Origin of the sequence: Mycolicibacterium sichuanense (genome assembly GCF_033741125.1) — a bacterium.
Lineage (GTDB): Bacteria > Actinomycetota > Actinomycetes > Mycobacteriales > Mycobacteriaceae > Mycobacterium.
Map to the genome: position 1 here is coordinate 72,683 of NZ_JAWQPU010000001.1, position 20,562 is coordinate 93,244.

Sequence of the window (20,562 nt, forward strand, 5' to 3'; positions counted from 1 at the left end):
AGGTTGAACCATGAAGCACGACCCCACCACGATCTTCGGCTACACCGATCGCTTCTCTGCCCGCCCAGGCGAGACGCTGTCGTTCCACGTCAGCAGCGACGAGCCGACTCGGTATGACGCCTCGCTGGTCCGGCTGAGTCACGGTTACACCGGGTCCGCCGGCCCCGGGTTCGTCGAGTACGACGTGCCGGGCGCAAGTTTCGCGGGCAGCTACGCGGGTGAACACCACGTCTGCCAGCCAGGGTCGTTCGTCGAGATCGACGACCCCAAGTCGGTCCTCGCCGACCCAGCCGACGTGGCGATCAGCGTGTACGTCTACGCGACGCTCCCGTTGTCCGACCGCGCCGACAACATCGGCGCATACCACGTCACGCAGAACTCCATGAGTCTGACCAACAAGCGTCAAACGATCTGTGGCACATGGGATGAGGACACCGCAACCGGTTACGCGCTCGTGCTGGACGACGGCGTGCCCACCGTGCTGTGGGGCCAGGACGGGCAGCCGCGGACTCTCTCCACCGCGAGCGTCCTGCAGGCAAACCACTGGTACCGACTCGATCTGCACTTCGGGGGCGGCGCGGGCGAAGTCCAGCTGACGCAGACGCCCATCGCCAACTGCATGAACCAATTCTCCGATCAAGCCTCGCCCATCGACGTCGACGAGGCGACTGCTGCATTGGGTGAAGGCACCCCCGCCCGAAGTGCTCATCCATTCCGGATCGCAGCACTCGCCCGCCGCGACGGCGACCGGTGGCTCGCCGTCGCACCGTTCAACGGCAAGATCGGCGCCCTCACCGTCACCCGGGGCGGGGACCCCATCGACGGCTCCGGTGCCGAACTCCTCGCACGTTGGCACTTCGGTCGCTCGTCGTCCGAGGACGGCCTCTTGCTGTGGGATGTCGTCGACCTCTCGGACAACAACCTGCATGGTCGGTGCTTCAACGCGCCGATACGCGCCGTCACCGGGCCGTTCTACGCGGGGCTGTCGGAGGACTTTCGCCACGCACCCGATGATTTCGACGCGATCCACTTCCACGACGACGACATCGCCGACGCCGAATGGCCCGTCGCGTTCACTTTCGCGGTCCCCGACGACCTCCCCAGTGGCGTGTACGCCGCCCGCCTAATGGCGCACGACAAAGCGCACTACGTCCCGTTCATCGTGGGGCCCGGCAGCCGGAAGAAGGAGGTGGCACTGCTGCTTCCGACCGCCACCTATCTTGCCTACGCCAACGACCGGACCGCATTCGAAGCCGACGGCGCCGAGGTCATCGTGTCGCACACCCCGATCCTCAACCAGAATGACGTCGATCTACAGAACCACCCCGAATTCGGACGGTGCTGCTACGAGATCCACAACGACGGCAGTGGTGTCGTATTCAGCAGCGTCCGCAAGCCGATCATCACACTCCAGCCCAAGCACCGGGCGTGGTACGGGGCAAACGGCGTCTGGGGCCTGCCGGCAGATCTGTGCATCGTGCACTGGCTTGACTCACTCGACTGCGAGTTCGACGTCATCACCGACGAAGACCTGGACGCAGGCGGCTACGAGCTGCTGGCCGACTACAAAGTAGTGATCACCGGCGCACATCCTGAGTACGTCACCCGCGGCGAACTCGACGCGCTCGACCTGTTCACCGCACGTGGCGGTCGGTTGATGTACCTGGGCGGCAACGGGTTCTTCGCGACCGCATCGTTCGTGCCGGATCAGCCGTACGTGCTGGAACTCCGCCGATCCGCCGGGGGCACCCGACCCCACCAGTCGAATTACGGCGAACGACGGCACGCCACTTCGGGGGAGATGGCGGGACTGTGGCGGCACAAGGGCAAGGCTCCTCAACGCTTGACCGGCGTCGGCTTCGCCGCGCAAGGATTCGACCGCTCGACCCACTACGAGCGGCTCGAAGACAGCCGTGATCCCCTCGCTGCGTTCGTATTCGAGGGAATCGGTGACGATGAGATCATCGGTGACTTCGGCATCATGGGCGGGGGAGCGGCGGGGGCCGAAATCGATTGTTACGATCCGGCCCTAGGCTCTCCGCCGGGCACCCTGGTCCTCGCGACCTCCGGGCCGTTGACCGACGCCTTCCTGGTCGTCATCGAGGAAGTGTACGAAAATCTGCCCGGACAGGGCGGTACTGAACACCCCTACGTCCGGTCCGACATGGTCCTCGGGGCACTCGAGGGCGGAGGCGGCTTCTTCTCCGTCGGGTCGATCGCGTGGACGGCTGCCCTGTCGCACAACGGATACGACAACAACGTGGCGAGAATCACCGGCAACGTCCTGAAACGCTTCGTGGCCAAGGAACCCCTGGATCAGATCGCCGACTGAGCGAAGTTGGACACGGGCTCTCCCCTGGCCGTGCCGGGCACCGGCGGTACTGACGGTCGATGCCGAGCAGTGGGCACCGGCGGATCGACATCGGTGAACCCATCCCGTCGCCCGCCAGTCTCCACCTGCCCCGCCAGCCCCCTGTCGTCCGTGCCCTCGACTCGGATCGCTCCTCGTCGGGAGTCACGAAATCCACTGCACGTCAACGAAACAACACTATGAGGAGACAGCCATGAGCAGCTACACCGTGATCGATCCGAGGTCCGGCGAGCAGCTGACGTCCTACCCGGTCGACACCGACGCCGAGATCGACGCGAAACTCGACGCCGCCCACGGCGCCTACAAGACGTGGGCTCGCCAGACGATCGAGGAGCGGGTGGCGCTCCTGCAACGCCTCGCCCAACTCCACGAAGAGCGTCAGGACGCACTCGCCGAGATCATCCAGAAGGAGATGGGGAAATCTCGCGAGGACGCGCTCGGCGAGATCGGCGTGTGCATCTCGATCTATCGTTACTACGCCGAGAACGCCGCCGCATTCCTGGCCGACGAGACGATCGACGTCACCAGCGGGCCGGGTACCGCGGTCGTCCAAAGGCGTCCCGTCGGAGTACTTCTCGGCATCATGCCGTGGAACTTCCCCTACTACCAGGTGGCGCGGTTCGCCGGACCGAACCTCGCGCTGGGCAACACGATCCTGCTCAAACCGGCCCCGCAGTGTCCGGAATCCGGTCTCGCCCTGCAGGGCTTGTTCGACGACGCGGGGTTCCCGGCGGGAACGTACAACAACGTGTTCGCGACCAACGAGCAGGTCGAGCGGATCATCGGAGATCCCCGCGTGCAAGGCGTCTCGGTCACGGGTTCCGAGCGAGCGGGGGCGGCCGTCGCAGAGATCGCCGGCCGCAACCTGAAGAAGGTCGTCCTCGAACTCGGTGGATCGGATCCGTTCATCGTCCTCGGCGTCAGCGACATGGATGAGGCCGTCGACGCAGCCTTCGAGGCGCGCATGGAGAACACCGGTCAGTCCTGCAACGCCGGCAAGCGCGTCATCGTCCTCGACGAGTTGTACGACGACTTCGTCGCGCGATACACCGCGAAGATGTTGGCGCGACCCGCGTCCCCGGTGTCCTCGCTGGTCGCCGCGGAGCGGCTGAGCGACCAGGTGGGCCGTGCCGTGGCCTCCGGAGCTACGTTGCAGACCAGCGGCGAACGCGACGGGGCCTGGTTCCCCCCGGGGGTGCTCACCGGCGTCCAACCTGGCGGTGACGTGTTCTACGAGGAGTTCTTCGGCCCGGTGGCGATGGTCTTCCGCGTTCAGGACGAGGACGAGGCGATCAGGATCGCCAACGACACCCCGTTCGGACTCGGCTCCTACCTCTTCACCACCGATGCCGAGCAGGCCCACCGGGTTGCTGAGCAACTCGAGGCGGGAATGGTCTACATCAACGGCTTCGGCGGCGAAGGTGCGGAGCTGCCGTTCGGTGGGATCAAGCGTTCAGGCTTCGGGCGTGAACTCGGGCGTCATGGGATCGACGAGTTCGCGAACAAGAAGCTGATCCGCACCCTGCGCCAACCCTAGCCATCCGGGGGCAGCGCGCCGCTCTCCCTGAGAGGCGCGCTGCCCCATGGGCAGATCAATGCACACTGGCCGGGATCCCCGAAGGGATGGCGCATGACCACGACTGAGTCCACGGCCGGGAACAAGGCCGAGACCGGCGTCTCGGCGGGGATGCCTAACGCATTCGATCCGGCCAGCGCCGCGAACCTGAAGCCTGCGCTGCGTTCGCTGGTGGAACGTCGACGCAATGTCATCGCTCCGAGCAACCGCCTGTTCTACAGCACCCCGGTCGACGTGGTGCGAGCCGCAGGCGTCCATCTGTTTGACGCTGAGGGCAACGAGTACCTCGACGCCTACAACAACGTTCCCGCCGTCGGCCACTGTAATCCCCATGTGGTGGAGGCCATTTCGCGGCAAGCGGGAATCCTCAACACCAACACGCGGTATCTCACGCCCACGCTCGTCGACTACAGCGAGCGGCTCTTGGCGACTCACGACCCGGCCATCGACCAGGTGCTCTACACGTGTTCAGGCAGCGAGGCCAACGATCTCGCCATCCGGATGGCACGGTATGAGACCGGCGGTGACGCCGTCATCGTGACGTCCAACGCCTATCACGGTCTTACGGCGTCCATTGCCGAGATGTCACCGACACTGGGCCGGAACGTTCCCCTCGGGACGAAGACGGTGACCATCGACGCACCGGACTACGCCACCGACGAGGACGCCGACACCGTTGGCGCCAAGATGGCCTCGCGTGTGAAAGAGGCCATCGCCCACCTCGAGCGGCATGGAATGCGGCTTGCGGCACTGCTCGTCGACACCGTGTTCTCCAGCGATGGGCTGATCACCGGTCCAGCCGGATTCCTGGACCCGGTCGTCGACGTGGTTCACGCAGCTGGCGGATTCTTCATCGCGGACGAGGTGCAGGCGGGCTTCGGTCGCACCGGCGAAGCGATGTGGGGCTACCAGCGTCACGGCATCACTCCCGACCTCGTCACCATGGGCAAGCCGATGGCCAACGGACTGCCCCTGGCCGCCGTGGCGACGCAGCGCAAGCATGCCGCCCGATTTGGCCGCGACATCCGTTACTTCAACACATCCGCGGGCAATTCGGTGTGCATCAGTGCCGCCAACGCCATGCTGGACGTCTTCGAGAACGACGACATCCTCGAGAACGTTCGCGCAGTGGGACGGCGGATGTTCGACGGGCTCACCGAACTGACGCGGCAGCACGCATGCGCAACGACCGCGCGCGGAGCCGGACTGTTCGTGGCGGTGGACTTGGTCGACCCCGTGACGGGTGCCCCCGCGCCTCAGTTGGCCGCGTTCGTGGTGAACGGCTTGCGTGAGCGGCGCATCCTGGTGAGCAACACCGGACCCTTCGAGAACGTGCTGAAGATTCGGCCGCCATTGGTCTTCTCGCCGCAGAACGCGCAACATTTTCTGCAGGAGCTGGATGCGGTACTCACCGAAACGACGTCCTGACCTTTGTCGCGTCGATCATGCGGGCGCGTAGCGGGTCGGCTCGTCGCCAATTCGCCGCCGAATCGGGTGCTACCGTTTTGGCATCGCGAAAGAGGACACAAGACGGGGTTGTCGATGACACTGAGTTTCGTGGCGTGAGTGACGCCCCGTTGGTTCGCCTCAAGAGGGAGGGGACTGTCGACCAGATTGCCGATCAGCTGCGAGAAGGCATCCGCATCGGGTCATTCCGCCCGGGTGAGCCACTTCGCGAGGCCACGCTGGCCGACCAACTGGGCGTCAGCCGGGGGCCAGTGCGTGAAGCACTTCGCCAGCTGGTTCAGCAGGGCATCGCGGTCAACAACTTCAATCGGGGCGTCGTGGTCAAGGAACTCTCCGACGACGACGTGCGGGATGTCTTCGTGGCCCGGGGCGCCATCGAGAAGGAGTGTGCCGCGAACCTCTGGCGATCGAGGGACGCCGCGGTCTTCGGCAGCCTCGAGCGAATCGTGCAGGAGATGAAGTTGGCAGCCAAGCGACACTGCTCGTGGGCGGAGTTGGTAGACCTCGACATCAGCTTCCACCAGACCTTGGTGGACAGCCACTTCAGTCCGCGTCTCGCGGGGATGTACGGCACGCTGCTCATCGAGTCGAGGATGGCGATCGCCGCACTCGACTCCGCGTACCCCAAGCGGGTCGAATTGGCCCATGAGCACCAGGTTTTGATTCGAGCCCTCCGCGGCAAGGATCTCCTTGCGCTCTATGACGAGATCGACGCGCACCTCGACAACACCGCACGAATTCAGAACGCCGCACGGTCTGCCCGCCTACTGGAGCGCACCGGCGAATGACCACGGTGCGCTAGAGCCAGCCGTGCGCCTCATCAGGCACTCGGCTGATTGGCCATCCATGCTTTAGGCGTCGACGAGGTTCGACAACTGCGCGGCACTCCATTCGACGTTGCGCGATAGGTATTCGGCGTTTTCCGGCATCGCTGCGCTGAGATGGAGGGCCATCAGAAGCCGCTGAGCGACCCGCATGGCCACCATACCGCGGATCAATTCGGACTCGGCGTCGGTCATCGCGCACTCCTCGCGGTATCCGTCGATCATGTGCCGGGGGCGCTCCCACGCGTCGCCGTCCGCGGCCACCTGAGACGCGAGCCCGCTCGCCAAATCGGCGGCGCGCCAGGAACGCATCACATCACCCCAGTCCAATACCCCCTGGACGAAGGTGTCCGCGCCGGGGTCGACGAGGATGTTGTCGAGACTGAAGTCACCGTGCACCACCTGTTTGGGGAGCTCGGCTGCCGCGGACTGGAAGACGGATTCGAACCAGTCGAAGACCCAACGCACGGCCGGGGTGTCGGAAAGCCGGCGCATGGCGGCGAGTTCACCGAAGTTCTGTAGGTCGAACATCAAGTGACGGTCTGCTGCCTCGTGGTCGAAGTCGTTGAGGGCGTTCGCCATTCGCGCCAGCACCCGGCCGCATTGGCGAAGTTGTCCAGGCGAGGGCTCAACGGACCTCAAGGTTCGACCGGGCAGGAAGGTCGTCACCCGCATGATCCTGCGGCGGCCGTCGCGCATTTCGACGCTGGGTAGTCGTTGCCCGTCGACGGCGCACAGGATCCGCTCCAGGGGCAGCCGGGGATCCTGACGACCGACGTGAAGTAGGGCCGCGACCTGTAAGTCGACGATGCGCGGATGGTCGCCGGGATGGGCTACCTTGACCACGTAGCCGTCGCCAAGGGGCGTAGCCACGCGGTACGTGTCGTCGCGTTCCGTTGGCAATCGTATTGGGGTGCCCACGATTTCGACCCCGTATACCTCGTTGAGCAGTGGCCGTATCTGCTCTGCGTCCAGCCGCTCGAACGATTCCGTGAACGAGGTCATCGGTCCAGGTTACCGTCCTGTAAATCGTCAACAATTGACAGGACGGTCTGCGACGAAGTGGGTTGCTGCTTCAGTCGGCCGTTCGCCGCGAGCGGTGGAGCGATCCCCACCCACTATTGGTGACCAATTGACCAATAACATGGTTACCCGATATGGTGGGTGAGGAGCGGCACCGCGGTGAAGCTTCTGCACTGCCCGTGAAGTCGATTCGAAACGACGCCACCGAACTGGGGTTTCATGTCCAAAGCGTCTACCGACCAGGTCGATTCGAACGTCGCCGTTGCCACCGCCGCGGCTGAATTGCTGGGGTGTGGCATCGAGCGGGTGAGCCAGCTTGGTGGTGAGTTGAACCGCACCTATCGCCTAATCGCCGAGGACGGCCGGCGTTTCATCGCGAAGACGGTTCCCGACGACGACGTGGAACGCGCACAGGTGCGTTGGCAGCACGACTTGCTCGACCGATGCGAACCGTCTTCGGATCTGCCCACGCCCCGCGTGATGCGAGATCCATCGGGGTCCGACACCGCTCCTCTGTCGCTAGGCGCCGATCCGTGGTTGGTGTCCTGCTATTCCTGGCTTCCCGGACGAATCGTGGGTGAGATTCCCAGTCATACAGCCGATCTCCTCGCGGCATGGGGTCGAGCTGCGGGTCGCATCGTCGTCGCCTTGGAGGGGATGACCCCCCGGCCGGAGCTCAGAACTACCCATGAATGGGACCTCTTGGCTGCACCTCGGGCCATTGCGACGCATTTCGACGCCGTCGCAGATGACGAGGGTCGCCGTAGCGTCGAAACCGTGTTGCAGTGGTTCGACGACATCGTCGCACCACGAATCGCGGACCTGCCACGTTCGGTCATCCACCAGGATCTGAACGACCACAACGTCCTTGCCGAGGTCGATTCATCCGGCGCCCAAGAGCTCACCGGAGTCATCGACTTCACCGACGCACTGTTCTCGGCCAGGGTCAGCGAGGTCGCAATCGCCGGGGGCTACGCCATGCTCAGGAAGTCAGATCCCGTGGCGGCGCTCGCAACCGTGGTCAACGGATTCGGCGAGGTGGTCGAACTGACCGAACTCGAACTGTCGGTGCTCTACCCGATGGCTGCGCTCCGCCTTGCGCTCAACGGAGTGACGTGGGCGTCGAGGAATGCAGCCCTCCAAGGCGGCTACGGATGGAAGCGATCCCAGTACACCTGGGCGACTTTGGCACAGCTGGTCGCGCTCCATCCGCGGGAGGTCCTAGACACGCTGCAAGGCCATCGGGGGCGCGCAAGGCTGACCAATCACCGGGATGACCGACTGGCCTGATGTGGCCGCCCCAAGGACGATGTCCACCAAGTAGGCAGGAGACGTGATGACCCGAGGCTTAGTCGGATCGGACGCGGGACCGGTAACCATGGCCAACGGATTCGATCGTGAGCGGCTCGACGAGCTTCCCTCGGCACTGCGGCAGAAGGTGCAGCGCCGCGAGCGGGTGCTCGGACCCGGATATCGGCTCTTCTACGACGTCCCAGTCGAAGTCGTCCGGGGGCAAGGGACCTACCTGTATGACTCAGCCGGCAACGAATTCCTAGACGCGTACAACAACGTGCCGTGCGTCGGGCACTCCCATCCGCGAGTGGTCGACGCCGTTCACCGGCAGATGCAGTTGGTGAATACCAACACCCGCTACGTCCAGGACATGGTCGTGGACTACGCCGAGGACCTCCTCGGTACCTTTCCCGACGACCTCGGCAACGTCACCTTCACCAGTACCGGTTCGGAGGCCAACGACCTCGCGCTACGGGTGGCGCGACGGGTGACGGGCAGTGAGGGGGTCATCGTCACGGCAAACGCCTACCACGGTCTGACGGCCGCGGTCGCCGCATGCTCGCCCTCACTGGGTGAGAATTCTCCGCTCGGCCCTCACGTGCGGACGATCTCGGCCCCGGACCCGCGGTTGGCGGCTGGTGACCTGTCGGCTCATCTGGCGACCGAGGTGCGACATGCGATCGCGGATCTACGCCGGCACGGATTCGGTCTCAGCGCGCTGATGGCAGACAGCATCTTCTCCTCCGACGGCGTGTTCGCAGACCCCCCGGGCTTCCTGGCCGCTGCCGTGGAGGAGGTGCACGCCGCTGGCGGGCTGTGGATCGCCGACGAGGTACAACCAGGATTCGGACGCACCGGCACCACGTGGTGGGGATTCCAGCGACACGGAATCACACCAGATATCGTGACCATTGGAAAGCCGATGGGTAACGGGCTGCCGATCGCGGCCGGGGTGTTCCGCCCGCACCTGCTCACCGAGTTCGGCCGAGACATCCGGTACTTCAACACATTTGGTGGCAACTCGGTGTCCATCGCCGCAGCGCACGAGGTGCTACGCGTGATACGCGACGAAGAGCTGATCGCCAACGCCGGGAGAGTGGGTGCGGCGCTTCGCGACGGCATAGCCCAGATCACCGGCAACGAACCACGTTTCACCGACGTGCGAGGCGCTGGCCTCTTCATCGGCGTGGAGGTCGGCTCGACCGAGCACCCCGGCCGACCGGATCCGCGGGCGGCGGCATCGATAGTCAACCGTCTGCGCGACCGTCGCGTGCTCATCTCCGCTTCCGGCTACCACGGAAACGTTCTGAAGATCCGCCCGCCGATGGCGTTCCGCGCCGCGGATGCCGACCGGCTGCTCACCGAGCTAGAGTCGGTGGTGAGGAGCGAACTCGATCCGGGCTAGTTCGAGCCAGCGCCGTGTGGCGGTCGATGCCGTTCACCACCACCATCTCGAGCGTGCCGTCGGACGTGCACGCCTCGGTTACCGCCGTGACTCGCAGTTCGACCGGAGCGCCGGGGGACGGCTGCGGCGGTCGGACGCCGTGACGGTGTCGGTCCACACCCGCGGCGGGTCTGGGCGGCACTCGCGGTGCCATCGCCGGAAGGACGGTCCCGAGCACCTCCGTTGCGCGGCAACATCGTGCATCTCAGCCACCAGAATCTGGTGGACGATGTGGTCGGTCGTCATTGGCATGGGTGCCAAGCCTGCGGCGGATCGCCTAGTCCAACGATGTCGCTGCGACGACCGTGAACGTCATCAAGCGGCTCGCCCTGGACGGTCCTCTGGATGACATCGGATCAGACAGCGGCGGGTCGGCAGCGACGGAGATTCGCCGCTGCTCACCCTCGTCCATCAGCGAGCAGTTGTGCGAACGCCGCTCGGCAGGCGGTCACGGAGGGACGTCGCTCGGCGCCGGAGCGGCAAACGAACGAGATGCCGCGCAAGTGGTGAAAGTCCGCGAGAGCAGCCGAAGCCACGTCCACACCAGCGCCGCGTACGAGTAGGTCAGGCAGAAAGGCTGCAGCCACACCTGCCTGAACCATCCGGAGGTGGAACAAGAGATCGGGCGACTCAAACGCCACATCCGGCTCGAAGCCGTTCTGACGGCAGATATTTCGAGTCCAGGCGTTCGCCTCCGTGCCGCTTGGCTCAAGCACCCAGCGGGCACGCTTCAACTGTTCGAGACGTAACGCGCTCGAATTGGCAGGCGGATACACCCGAATGGGATCCTCCAGCAGCGTTTCGGCGTGCAGGTCCGGAGGAGTCGTACGCGAAGTGCCGGGGTAAGTGTCGACGAACAGGACGTCGGTCCGGCGTGACGACAGCAGCCGCAGACCGGGTTCAGGCTCGACTTGCCGGTACCGAACATCGAGCTGCGGGTGGAGTTCATGCAAGCGGGAGATTAAACGGGGAACCAGCAGGCGGCTGACGGTGGTGAATGCGGCCAGTCGCAGCACACCGCGAACGTTGGTGTCACTGGACGCCAGGTCGCTTTCCGCGCGTTCGAGTATGGCCACGATGTCCTCGGCGTGACGTGCCAGCTCCTCGCCGGCATTGGTGAGCCGGACGCCCCGGCCGACCTTCTCCAAGAGTGGTACGCCGGCCTGAGCCTCCAAGGCACTCAGCTGCTGCGATACCGCGGAATGCGAATAGGACAGCGCCTGCGCTGCCGCAGTGATACTCCCGCGCAACTGCACCTCGCGAAGTAAGACCAGCTTGCGTACATCCAACATCAGCCGACGCCCGCGCCAGGACTCTGAGACATGTAAGAAATACTGACAGGTATATGTTCAAAAGCGTCGCTTTTCATGAATGGTTTGCCGCAGTACGTTGTGTCTACCACCGAAGGTTGCGTGCCAGTCGGTCGCGCACGACGAGATGAGCGCGGTGACCACCGTCAAGGACGGGCCGTAGTTGCAGGAGGGCTCCGCCGGTGGCCGGACTTCAGCGATTCCATTTCGAAAGGTACTGCCGTGTCGGTAAATTCAGACATTCTCGATGGACCAGCATTGTGGTCCGCCCAAGCGCATCTTCCGTCTGTGCTCGGCCGACAACTGGTGATCGAACGCGGTGAGGGGTGCTACGTCTACACCGCGGATGGGCAACGGTTGTTCGACGGTACTGCCGGTTTGTGGCACGCCAATGTCGGTCACAGTCATCCCGACCTTGCCGCCGCCGCGCTTACTCAGATGCTGAAGCTCGAGACCTACCACATCTTCGGCCGGTTCGTGAACGACCAAGCCTTGGCGCTCGCGAACCGACTCGCCACCATGTCACCGATTGACAACCCGAAGGTGATCCTGAATTCAGGTGGTTCGGACGCGATCGATGTCGCGTGCAAGCTCGCGCGCCGACACTGGCAGCGCGAGGGGCGCACCAGCAAGACCACGATCATCAGCCGTGAGTTCGCCTACCACGGTCTGCATGCGTACGGAACCAGCATCGCCGGCCTGGAGTTCAACCGCGACGGTTATGGCACCGACTCTCTCGTGCCGGAGACACGTCGGGTGCCCGTGCACGACGTTGATGCCCTCAAGGGCGTGATCGCGGACGTAGGCGCTGAGAACATCGCGGCCATCGTGACCGAGCCCATTCAGGGCACCGGCGGTGTCAACCCTCCTCAAGTGGGCTATCTGGAAACGCTCCAACAGCTGTGTCGAGAAAACGACATCCTCTTCGTCTTGGATGAGGTCATCACCGGATTCGGCAGAACCGGCTCGATGTTCGCCGCGGATAGGTTCGGATTGAGCCCCGACCTCATCACCTTCGCCAAGGGTGTCACCTCGGGTTACGCGCCACTCGGCGGCGTGCTCGTGTCCCCAAGGGTCTGGGAGCCCTTCTACGTCGACGACGGCGCTACGCCGATTTTCCGGCACGGAGCCACCTACGCGGGTCACGCCACCGCCTGCGCAGTGGCCATGGCCAATCTTGACGTGCTGGAGCGCGACGGCCTGGTAGAGCGGGCCGGCGAGCTCGAACAGCTGTTGCGCGAACAGCTCGACCAGCTGTTCGCCGACCGCCCCAGCGTGGCTGACATTCGTGTGGCCGGGTTCCTGGGGGGTGTCACCTTGCGGGGGGACCTGTCCGCGGAAGTCGTTGCGGACAAGTTGATCGACATCGGGTTCATCTCACGCCCCCTGCGCGGCAACACGCTGCAACTAAGCCCTCCCTTCATCACGACCGACGAGGAACTGACTCAGTACGTCGGCGCCATCTCTCACGTTCTGATTGAGGAGGAGTCCAAGTGAGAACCGAACCGACGGCGAAGACCAGCGTGCGAATCGCCGACCCACAGCGGGCTGCCGCGGCCGATGCCGTGGTAGCTGCCTTGAGCTTGGCCAAAGGCGCGCGCAATGCCGACGTCTTCAACCCTGCCACAGGCGATTTGGTGGCAGCCGTACCCGATATGGACGTCGACGGCGCGCTTCGCGCGGTGGCGGAAGCGGACGAAGCCGGCCGCGAGTGGGCCGCACGCACTCCGCGGGAGCGTGCCGATGTCCTGCGCCGCTGGTACGACCTGCTGATCGAGCACGCCGACGAGCTCGCCTTGCTCATCACCCGGGAGATGGGCAAGCCGCTCGCTGAATCCCGCACAGAAGTGACCTACGGCAGCGACTTCGTCCGTTGGTACGCCGAGGAAGCCGTGCGCCCGGGAGGCAATGTTCGGGACCTACCGACGGGCGGTGGTACGTTGCTGACTCGCCGCGCTCCTGTCGGGCTCTCAGTCATGATCACACCGTGGAACTTTCCGCTCGCCATGGCGACACGAAAGATTGCACCGGCTTTGGCGGCGGGGTGCCCCGTGGTCATCAAACCTGCGATGCTGACGCCGCTGGCCACCTTATTCGCTGTCGACCTTGCGCGACGAGCCGGGGTTCCCGACGAACTCGTTCGGGTCGTCACGACCGATGACGCGCCTGCGTTCAGCGAAGCGGTCCTCACCGACGCCCGGGTGCGGAAGGTGTCCTTCACCGGCTCCACCGGTGTCGGCAAGGTGCTGCTACGGCTCGCCGCGGACAACGTCTTGCGTTCCTCCATGGAACTCGGCGGCAACGCGCCGCTGATCGTGTTCGACGACGCCGATCTCGAGCGCGCCGTCAATGGGGCTTTCGCGGCGAAGATGCGCAATGGGGGTCAGTCGTGCATCGCCGCGAACCGCATCTTCGTCCAGGAAGGTATCGCAGACGCATTCGTCGAGGGGCTGGCCGAGAAGCTGGCGGCCGCACGCGTCGGCGATGGCCTCGCCGACGACGTCGACCTTGGCCCGCTGATCGACGACCGTGCGGTGGCAAGCATGCAGAAGCTCGTCGACGACGCCGTCGGCAACGGCGCGACCGTGCGCACCGGCGGAAAGGCTATCGCAGGCAGAGGCTACTTCTTCGAAGCGACCCTTCTCGATCAGGTGCCGGTCATCGCTGAGGTCGCCAACACCGAGATCTTCGGTCCCATCGCGGCAGTCCAGCGCTTCACGACTCAAGCCGAAGCCATCGCCCGCGCCAACGACACTGTCTATGGCCTCGCCGGCTACGTCTTCACGGAGAATCTGGATCGCGCGCTCAACGTCGCCGATGCGCTGCACACCGGATTGGTGGGGATCAACCAAGGTGTGCCCTCCAGTGCAGCTGCACCGTTCGGCGGGATGAAACACAGCGGTATGGGCCGGGAGGGGAGCGCCGAGGGGCTCGAGGAATACCAGGAGACTCGCTTCTACAACGTCGCCCGTCGCGCAACCGAGTGAACACGTGCTGCAAAGTGCGGGATTGAGGCCAGGCACGACACGCATCGGTGACAGTCCGTCGACGCGGTGCCGTTGGTTTCGGGTCGTGGCGGGGCGCTAACCGCGTGTCGAACAAGCGTCCCAACATGGCGTCGTTGACGACCGGCTTCGCGCAGGCACCGATCAGCATCGCCGTGGACATCCCCAAGGAGCGTCGGAGGGCGTGTGATTGCGCTGCCTGCGGCTTGGTGGGGTCGGGCGGGTGACGAACCAAGTGAGGGCGCGGCTTGGCCAGCCTCTGGGAGTTTGGATCAGCTGATGGTGGTGGTAAGAGCCGCCGCAGTCCGAAGCCCGGGAAACGCGTGGGGTTGAAGAACTGTGCGCGCATGTGCCCGGCGGGCGGTAGCCGTTCAGGTCGGATCGTGTGTTGGTTCCGCCCCGCGCAGCAATTGCTGACGTCGGTGCGCTGCATCGAGGCGGGGTCCGTCGCTCGTCTGGTGAGACTGCCGCGCTGCACGTCGTCAGCGATCAGGTCGGCCGCGTCGACTCCCGGTGGCGCATGCCCCGGACACGAGACGGACGATGATTGGGTCTGAATAGCGCGTCGTTGACGGCTTGAATTCAGGGCGGGTTGATGTCACCGCGATCGACTTCTCGGTCCCACGCCGTGAGGACCGGTTCACGCCGTTGGCCAGGAACTGAACTGGCAGCAGCTCAGCGTCGACCGGGTCGGTGACGGCTGCAGCGAGGAGGTCGGCGTACGTGTGGCCTCGGGGCGTGGCGTAGAACTGGGCGATGATGCCCGTGCGGTCGTCTAGGCCTCCCTCGGTGCTGCCGGTGTGCGGAGCGGTGACCGTGTTGGTCATCTGCCGGGCGAACTCTTCCACCGCAGCTGCTAGCCGATTCGGCCATGGCTGTACATCGTGGTGTAGCTCGCCCCCCATTCGGGCACTCACGGCGTCGGTGATCGCCGCGGCCAACCCGCTTTTCGTCAGGAGGCCGACCGCAGCGTCGAGCAAGCTTCGTGTGCGCGCCGTGAGCGCGTTGGACGAGCGGTGGTCGCACGTGCGGTGAGCTGGTGACTGGAACCCCGTGGACGCCGCGACGAGGCGTATGGCGTCCAAATCTGCTGCGATGGGGCGAGTTTGGATTCGATCGCGCGAACCGCGTCCGCCCGAGCGGTAGCCGCAGCCGAGCGTCCGAGCGTCGGAGCGTTCTCCACGATCGCTGCGGCGGCCGTGACCGGGTCGCCTTGCTGCGTGCGGTCGCGCACGACGGCGCCGTCGCGGGTGCGCCCGGCGGTAGCGACGTACTCCTCGATGATGTGGTGCGCCAGGTTCAGGGATCGGCCATCGAGGAAGTCGGCGCCAAACACTCCGGGGTCCACTGGCGGCACTCCGATGTCGAGTGGCGACACCTCGGTGAGACCCTCGACGGCGAATTTCGACGCGCTCTAGATGGCCCACCCCGCGCCCGGCTGGGTGAAGCCTCCCACGACCGGCCCGCTCGTCGCGACAACCCGTTCGATCATCCCGTTGCGCTCCAAACGGCCGCAGGGCGCAGCTGCTCGCAGTCGCTCATCCCCGTCCCGCGTAGAAAATGCTCAGGAGGGCACTCAGCGTCAGAATCCGTTCCGCCACAGCGAGGTTCGCGCGGATTACGTCGCAAGACTTTGCGGCCCTCATCCGGGAAGTTGATGACGATCACAGTCGGCGAGGGTGACGTCTTCGAAACGGTCCTCACCGACGCCGACGTTCGAGAACTGCTCGGCTAGTACGTCATCCGGTCTCGGCGCCGGGCCCCTCGGTGTCGAGGCAAGAGGGGCCCGGGGGTATGTCGCCGAAGCGGGTCAGCGGTCTAGATGAGGTCGAGTTCGTCGGCGACGGTGGTCACCTGCTTGATGGGTCCGGTGAACCACTTCTTCACCGACACGTGCCAGTAGATGAACAGCAGGATCAGCACGCCGCCGACGAGCAGCGGGGTGTAGTTGACGAATTTCCACTCGAAGCTCGGGTCCCACGGCATGCCGCCCATCGACGTCGGGAACATGGCGATGATCGAGGTGACGACGATCTCGACGAGTGCGACCGGTGCCATCCACTTGTGATGCCCACGCAGATTCCACCTGCCGATGGGGAACGAGTCGCCCGCCTTCCAGCGGTAGTAGATCGGCACCGCGAAGCACAGATACAGACCGACGACGCCGATGGAGGCCACGGCGAAGAACGCGACCGGGACGGGGGCGCCGTTGATGTCGACCTGAACCAGCGCCGGCAGCGTGATGATCGCCGCGATCACCGCCGTGACGATCACGCCGTTGGCAGGGATCTTGTTCTTGCTCACCTTGGACCACAGCTGATGTCCGGGCACCGCGCGGTCGCGGCTGAAGGCGAACAACATTCGCGAACAACTGGTCTGGACGGCAGTGAGGCAGAACAACTGGCCGGCCGTCGAAATCAGCAACACCACGCCCACCCACGGCGAGCTCATCGCCTGGCTGAAGATCACCGCGACCGCACCGCCACCCGCGGAGACGGCGTCGGAGTCGTTGACGGCGAACAGGAAGGTGAGCAACAGGATCCAGCCACCGATGGCCGAGTAGAAGATGGCTCGCCAAATGCCCTTGGCCGCACCGTCGGCCGCACTCTTGGTCTCCTCGGAGATGTGGGCGGACGCGTCGTAGCCGGTGACCGTGTACTGGGTGAGGATCGCCGAGATCGGCAGCACGAAGAGCAGCCACCCGACACCGGAGGTGGCGCCGCCGAACATGCCGGTGTTGTTGATGGTCTTGGCGAACACGTCGGACAGGCTCGCGTGCTGCTCGGGGATCACGATCAGGATCGCGATGACGATGGCTGCGCCGGCGACGTGCCACCACACCGAGACGTTGTTGATGACCGCGAGCAGGTGCGAGGAGAAGATGTTGATGGTCGCCGACAATGCCAAGATCACCAGGAACATGACGAAGACCCTTGTCAGGCTGTAGCCAGCCAGCCACGTCTCGCTGAACGTGCCGAGGGTGAGGTCGAGGAACGTCGCCGCGCCGTAGGCCGTGGACGCAAGGATGGCGATCAGGCCGATGAGATTGAGCCAGCCGGTGTAGAAGCCGGCCTTGGCACCGCCGAGCTTTGCTGCCCACCAGTAGATGCCGCCGGACGTCGGGAACGCCGAGACCAGTTCGGACATGCACATTCCGATGATCAGGATGAACACCGAGACGATGGGCCAGCCCCAGGCGATGGCGGCCGGGCCGCCGTTGTTCCAGCCGAGGCCGAATGAAGTGAAGCAACCCGCCAGGATCGAGATGATCGAGAACGAGATGGCGAAGTTGCTGAAGCTGGACCACGAGCGGTTGAGCTCTTGGGTGTAGCCGAGTGACGCGAGGTGCTTCTCGTCGTCAGACAGTTCTTCGTGACCCTCTGGCACGGTGATTCTCCTTCTTGGGGAGCGCCCAAGGAGGCGCCCACTGGTGGGGAGCATAGACTATTGGCGGACTTCCGATTGTCTAACAATCAACATTGGCGTAGTGTCCGTCGCATGGACGGCGGGATCGGCAACCAACTGACGGGCCCGCTCCAGGAGCTGAACCCTTCACGCGGACGAATGCTATGGATGCAGAGCACCTCACTCACCAGCGTCTACGGGTGCTGCTCGGCGGCGACGGTGCGCCGGCAAGCGGAAGTCACCGCAGCTCGCCGACGAGCCACATCGCCCACACAACGGCCCCGCCATCGCCACGAATGCCGCTTTCCGAGTTAGAGCTCATCTGACGGATTTCCGCCTCGATGTCTCCAGGGGAATTTGGAGCCCTAGGCGCGCACCGGACGAACCACGTCGGTGGCTCAAGGGTGGCGACGAGCGGCCAATGAAGTGTTCACGTGCGGTACCACGCCACGCCGTCCGTCCCGCGCCAGCCAGGAGGCCTTCAGTATGAAAAACGTTCGGGCCGATCTGCACGACGACCCGGCACGCCTACGAGTAGCCACCGCTGGTGTCTTCGTATCCTTCGGCATCGTTCTCGGCACGTGGGCGGCATACATCCCAGTGGTCAAGAACGTCATCGGCGCAACGTCGTCGACCATGGGCATCATTCTGCTCGTCGTCGGCGTCGGAGCACTCATCGGAATGCAATTCAGCGGTCGCGCAGTCGACAGGTACGGAAGTGGATGCGTCGCAGCGGTCGGTGGCGCCGCCATTCCGCTCGCACTCGTACCGCCACTCGTCCTCTCGACACCGCAGACCGTCGCCGCATCTGCGCTGTTCTTGGGTATCGCAGTCGGCATCAGCGAAGTGGGCATGAACGCATCTGCAGTTGCCGTCGAGCGCGACTATGGCCGTCCGATCATGGCGTCCTTCCACGGAATGTTCTCGATCGGCACTGTCGTCGGCGCCTTATGCGGTGGAGTAGCCCTCGCCTCAGGGATGAACATGCACGTCACGGCCGTGGCGATCGCGGTCCTGACACTGCTCTTAAGCAGTGCTGCCGCGCCGACGTTGCTTCGATCAACCCCCCGCGGCGGGGTGATTGCCGAGTCGACCGCCGACACCACCGACGGTCCGAAGCACAACCAACGATGGCAACTCGCTGCACTGAGCACGCTATCCTTCCTGCTCCTCCTGGTTGAAGGGTCGATGACCGACTGGAGTAGCTTGCACACCCAACAACATCTCGGCGCCTCGCCGGACTACGGGGCCCTGACCCTTGCCTGCTTCGTGACGGCCATGACCATAGGACGGTTCAGCACTGACCGCGTGGCGTCGCGCATCGGGCCAGTAGCGGTGCTGCGCTGGGGCTGCCTGTCGTCTGTGGCAGGCCTGCTGATCGTCACCCAGGTGAGCTCCTTGCCGATCACCTTCATGGGTTGGATTCTGGTGGGGATCAGCCTATCCGGCGGCCTCCCACAGGTGTTGACGGCCACAGGCAACGTCCCCGGCACATCTGCCAGGGCGCTGTCGCACGTCGTCGGCATCGGCTACCTGGCCATCGTTGCAGGCCCCGCAACCATGGGCTGGTTGGCTGACCTGTGCAGCCTCAACGGTGCCTTCGCGTTACCGATCGCGGCGATGACGATCTGCGCCCTTGCGGCAAGGGCGGTGGCAGGAAGCGAAAGCAGCCCACGACTGCCCGCTCCAGCCGTGTAAGCGTAGAGCCGCCAACCCGCCCATCCCGTCTGAAGGAATGCTCAATATGTCCAACACTCACCGCATCGCCGTCATCCCCGGCGACGGCATCGGCACCGAAGTCGTGCCCGAAGGTCTGCGCGTCCTCGACGCGGCTGCAGCGGCGTTCGACTTCGAGGTCGACTTCGAGCACTTCGACCACTCCAGCGCCCAGTACTACGTCAAGCATGGAAAGATGCTGCCCGACAACTGGTTCGATGAGCTCAAGAGCTTCGACGCCATCTACTTCGGTGCCGTCGGGTGGCCCGAGGTGGTGCCCGATCACGTCTCGTTGTGGGGCAGCCTGCTGCAGTTCCGGCGGGCGTTCGACCAGTACGTCAACCTGAGGCCGGTGCGGTTGATGCCGGGAGTGCGGAGTCCGCTGGCCGGCCGCGAACCTGGAGACGTCGACTTCTACGTCGTGCGGGAGAACACCGAAGGCGAGTACTCCAGCGTCGGGGGGAAGATGTTCGAGGGCACCGACCGCGAGATCGTCATGCAGGAGACGGTCATGACGCGCGTCGGCGTCGACCGAATCCTCCAGTACGCGTTCGACCTCGCGCAGAGCCGACCCAAGCGGCACCTCACCTCGGCCACGAAGAGCAACGGCATATCCATCTCCATGCCGTACTGGGACGAGCGGGTGCAGGCGATGTCCGCCAACTATCCCGACGTCGACGTGGACAAGTACCACATCGACATCCTGACAGCGAACTTCGTCATGCATCCCGACTGGTTCGACGTCGTCGTCGCGTCGAATCTGTTCGGCGACATCCTGTCTGATCTCGGACCGGCGTGCACTGGCACCATCGGCATCGCACCAAGTGCCAACATCAACCCCGAGCGACGCTTCCCGAGTTTGTTCGAACCCGTGCACGGTTCCGCCCCCGATATCGCCGGCCGAGGCATAGCCAACCCCGTCGGCCAAATCTGGTGCGCCTCCATGATGTTGGCACACCTTGGCGAAAAACACGCTGCCGCAGCAGTACTCGCGGCGATCGAAACGGTGCTGGCTAAGGGCGGGGACACCCTCACCCCGGACATGGGTGGATCGGCTGGCACCGACACCCTTGGCAAGGCCGTCGCCGACGCCGTGGCGGCCTCATGAGTGGCCCCAGCACGTCGCGG

Annotated in this window: 14 protein-coding genes; 10 read left to right on the top strand and 4 right to left on the bottom strand. The window is 64.7% G+C overall.

Features of this window, described 5'->3' with window-relative positions:
* Positions 1–10 precede the first annotated feature (10 nt).
* The 4 genes from SBI80_RS00345 to SBI80_RS00360 all read left to right on the top strand — a co-directional run bounded on the left by SBI80_RS00345 (position 11) and on the right by SBI80_RS00360 (position 6,202).
* Positions 11–2,332, top strand: a complete 2,322-nt coding sequence (locus SBI80_RS00345) for a N,N-dimethylformamidase beta subunit family domain-containing protein (RefSeq protein WP_318972274.1) — start codon at positions 11–13, stop codon at positions 2,330–2,332.
* Positions 2,333–2,564: 232 nt separating this feature from the next.
* On the top strand, positions 2,565–3,908 hold the full coding sequence (locus tag SBI80_RS00350; protein WP_318972276.1) for an NAD-dependent succinate-semialdehyde dehydrogenase: 1,344 nt from the start codon (positions 2,565–2,567) through the stop codon (positions 3,906–3,908).
* 150 nt (positions 3,909–4,058) lie between these two features.
* A complete protein-coding gene (locus SBI80_RS00355; RefSeq protein WP_318973622.1) occupies positions 4,059–5,375 on the top strand; it encodes an aspartate aminotransferase family protein in 1,317 nt (438 codons plus the stop codon).
* 134 nt (positions 5,376–5,509) lie between these two features.
* A complete protein-coding gene (locus SBI80_RS00360; RefSeq protein WP_318972278.1) occupies positions 5,510–6,202 on the top strand; it encodes a GntR family transcriptional regulator in 693 nt (230 codons plus the stop codon).
* Positions 6,203–6,265: 63 nt separating this feature from the next.
* Here the strand turns inward: SBI80_RS00360 and SBI80_RS00365 are convergent, their stop codons facing one another.
* Positions 6,266–7,243, bottom strand: coding sequence for a phosphotransferase (locus SBI80_RS00365; protein WP_318972280.1), 978 nt, complete (start codon positions 7,241–7,243; stop codon positions 6,266–6,268).
* A 237-nt stretch (positions 7,244–7,480) separates the two neighbouring features.
* Between SBI80_RS00365 and SBI80_RS00370 the strand changes: the two genes are divergently transcribed.
* Both SBI80_RS00370 and SBI80_RS00375 read left to right on the top strand, forming a co-directional pair.
* A complete protein-coding gene (locus SBI80_RS00370) occupies positions 7,481–8,551 on the top strand; it encodes a phosphotransferase (RefSeq protein WP_318972281.1) in 1,071 nt (356 codons plus the stop codon).
* An 88-nt stretch (positions 8,552–8,639) separates the two neighbouring features.
* Positions 8,640–9,959, top strand: a complete 1,320-nt coding sequence (locus tag SBI80_RS00375) for an aspartate aminotransferase family protein (RefSeq protein ID WP_413232644.1) — start codon at positions 8,640–8,642, stop codon at positions 9,957–9,959.
* A 437-nt stretch (positions 9,960–10,396) separates the two neighbouring features.
* Here the strand turns inward: SBI80_RS00375 and SBI80_RS00380 are convergent, their stop codons facing one another.
* Positions 10,397–11,290: a LysR family transcriptional regulator gene (locus tag SBI80_RS00380; RefSeq protein ID WP_318972285.1), complete on the bottom strand. Its 894-nt coding sequence runs from the start codon at positions 11,288–11,290 to the stop codon at positions 10,397–10,399.
* Positions 11,291–11,530: 240 nt separating this feature from the next.
* Here SBI80_RS00380 and SBI80_RS00385 point away from each other — a divergent pair, with 240 nt between their 5' ends.
* The gene (locus SBI80_RS00385; protein ID WP_318972287.1) at positions 11,531–12,805 is read left to right on the top strand and encodes an aminotransferase family protein; all 1,275 of its coding nucleotides are present in this window, start codon (positions 11,531–11,533) and stop codon (positions 12,803–12,805) included.
* A complete protein-coding gene (locus SBI80_RS00390) occupies positions 12,802–14,295 on the top strand; it encodes an NAD-dependent succinate-semialdehyde dehydrogenase (protein WP_318972289.1) in 1,494 nt (497 codons plus the stop codon). Before SBI80_RS00385 ends, SBI80_RS00390 begins: the two co-directional genes overlap by 4 nt.
* 500 nt (positions 14,296–14,795) lie before the next feature.
* On the opposite strand, the gene SBI80_RS00395 is transcribed toward SBI80_RS00390, so the two are convergent.
* Together SBI80_RS00395 and SBI80_RS00400 are read right to left on the bottom strand one after the other, a co-directional pair.
* The gene (locus tag SBI80_RS00395; protein WP_318972291.1) at positions 14,796–15,161 is read right to left on the bottom strand and encodes a hypothetical protein; all 366 of its coding nucleotides are present in this window, start codon (positions 15,159–15,161) and stop codon (positions 14,796–14,798) included.
* A gap of 970 nt (positions 15,162–16,131) precedes the next feature.
* Positions 16,132–17,700: an amino acid permease gene (locus SBI80_RS00400; RefSeq protein ID WP_318972292.1), complete on the bottom strand. Its 1,569-nt coding sequence runs from the start codon at positions 17,698–17,700 to the stop codon at positions 16,132–16,134.
* 504 nt (positions 17,701–18,204) lie between these two features.
* Here SBI80_RS00400 and SBI80_RS00405 point away from each other — a divergent pair.
* Together SBI80_RS00405 and SBI80_RS00410 are read left to right on the top strand one after the other, a co-directional pair.
* Complete coding sequence (locus SBI80_RS00405; protein WP_318972293.1) at positions 18,205–19,416, top strand: MFS transporter; 1,212 nt, start codon at positions 18,205–18,207, stop codon at positions 19,414–19,416.
* A 46-nt stretch (positions 19,417–19,462) separates the two neighbouring features.
* Positions 19,463–20,542 (top strand): tartrate dehydrogenase, encoded by a 1,080-nt coding sequence (locus SBI80_RS00410; protein ID WP_318972295.1) that lies wholly within the window; start codon positions 19,463–19,465, stop codon positions 20,540–20,542.
* The last annotated feature ends 20 nt before the right edge of the window (positions 20,543–20,562 follow it).

Excerpts from the sequence above, each read along its gene's own strand:
- SBI80_RS00345 (WP_318972274.1), top strand. The coding sequence starts at position 11 with ATGAAGCACGACCCCACCACGATCTTCGGCTACACCGATCGCTTCTCT.
- SBI80_RS00350 (WP_318972276.1), top strand. The coding sequence starts at position 2,565 with ATGAGCAGCTACACCGTGATCGATCCGAGGTCCGGCGAGCAGCTGACG.
- SBI80_RS00355 (WP_318973622.1), top strand. The coding sequence starts at position 4,059 with ATGCCTAACGCATTCGATCCGGCCAGCGCCGCGAACCTGAAGCCTGCG.
- SBI80_RS00365 (WP_318972280.1), bottom strand. The coding sequence starts at position 7,243 with ATGACCTCGTTCACGGAATCGTTCGAGCGGCTGGACGCAGAGCAGATA.
- SBI80_RS00370 (WP_318972281.1), top strand. The coding sequence starts at position 7,481 with ATGTCCAAAGCGTCTACCGACCAGGTCGATTCGAACGTCGCCGTTGCC.
- SBI80_RS00375 (WP_413232644.1), top strand. The coding sequence starts at position 8,640 with ATGGCCAACGGATTCGATCGTGAGCGGCTCGACGAGCTTCCCTCGGCA.
- SBI80_RS00380 (WP_318972285.1), bottom strand. The coding sequence starts at position 11,290 with ATGTTGGATGTACGCAAGCTGGTCTTACTTCGCGAGGTGCAGTTGCGC.
- SBI80_RS00405 (WP_318972293.1), top strand. The coding sequence starts at position 18,205 with ATGAAAAACGTTCGGGCCGATCTGCACGACGACCCGGCACGCCTACGA.
- SBI80_RS00410 (WP_318972295.1), top strand. The coding sequence starts at position 19,463 with ATGTCCAACACTCACCGCATCGCCGTCATCCCCGGCGACGGCATCGGC.